General features: G+C 39.5%; 1 protein-coding gene. It reads right to left on the bottom strand.

Translation table 11 applies throughout. The annotated features are described in order from the left end of the window. Window positions 1-32: 32 nt before the first annotated feature. Window positions 33-1378, bottom strand: a protein-coding gene (locus tag G9U52_RS39035) for an IS3 family transposase (RefSeq protein WP_166158863.1) whose coding sequence is annotated in 2 segments (ribosomal slippage) — window positions 33-937 and window positions 937-1378 — 1347 coding nt in all. Because the reading frame shifts where the segments join, the coding sequence is not laid out codon by codon here. Between the last annotated feature and the right edge of the window lie 55 nt (window positions 1379-1433).

The raw sequence follows: 1433 nt of genomic DNA, 5'->3' as shown, positions 1-1433 counted from the left end.
TGAAGTGACCCCAAAAAGTTAGACAATATATATTAGGCTACCTTATGGGTGTGAATCCGGTATTGTACCGGGCTCATGCCCTTTAGTTTTGCCTTTATGCGTTTGTGGTTGTAATACTGGATATATCGTTCAAGCTCCATCTTGAAATGCTCAATGCTTTCAAATTCTTGCGTATAAAAGAATTCGGATTTTAAGATGCCAAAGAAGTTTTCGATCACAGCGTTGTCATAGCAGTTTCCTTTACGCGACATACTTTGTGTGATCCCACGTTCCTTTAACTTGTGGTGGTATTGGTTCATTTGGTAGTGCCAGCCTTGATCTGAATGAATAATTAGCGAATCTCCGTCATTTACACGTTCCCATGCCTTGTCCAGCATCTTGGAAACAAGAGAATAAACAGGGCGTGATTCTATTGTATACGTAATGATTTCACCGTTAAATAAGTCCAGCATTGGGGAAAGATACAGTTTTTCACCGAATAGCTTGAATTCAGTAATATCTGTCACCCATTTTTCATTAGTCTTATTGGCGCTGAAATCTCTATCTAAAATATTAGGTGCAATCTTACCAACAGTCCCTTTGTAAGAACGGTACTTTTTCATACGCACCGTACATTTTAATCCAAGTTCGTCCATGATTCGTTGTACTTTTTTATGGTTCACTTTAAGCTCTTCATTGTGCAATTGATCTCGAATTCTGCGATATCCATATCGACCATTATGTTCGTGAAAGATGGCTGTAATACGAGATTTTAAGTCAACATCTTTATCTGGGCTTCCGAATGTATTTACCCAGTAATAATACGTACTACGCGGGATCTGAGCGAGTTGTAATAGTGCAGTAATGGGGAATTCCAGCCTTAGTTCAAATACTACTTGCGCTTTGTTTTGCTTCGTGATTCTTCCTTGCTTTGAACTAAGGCATTCAACTTTTTTAGGTAGGCATTCTCCATCCTCAAACGTTCTATTTCCGCTTGTAAGGCTTCGGTCGATCCTTCCACTGGAGTAGCTTTCTTAACTTCCTTCATCGATGGACGCCCCTTCTTCTTTGGATTTAGGGCGTCAATTCCCCATGACTCAAAGTGCATTCTCCATGTACGAATTGTTCTAGGAGAAGGAATATTAAACATTGCAGCCGTTTCATTCGGAGACGTCCCATGTGTAACCATATAATTTAATACCTCCAGTTTAAACTCTACTGGATAACTTGTATACGATTTATTAAATGCCTCAAGAGCGTTATGTTCGAATTGCTTTACCCAATTCATAACCTCACTCTTCACTGCCCCTATGGACGACGCGATCGCTGCATAACTCTCAGAATTGCTTAAATAACGTTGAACAGCTGATAATTTTTCATCTGAAGTATACTTAGCCATTAAAAAACTGCACCTCCAACTGTTAGATGATGTCTAACAATTGGGGTGCAGTTCA

Source organism: Paenibacillus agricola (assembly GCF_011440305.1).
Lineage (GTDB): Bacteria > Bacillota > Bacilli > Paenibacillales > NBRC-103111 > Paenibacillus_S > Paenibacillus_S agricola.
This window is presented reverse-complemented; position numbering and strand designations above follow the sequence as displayed.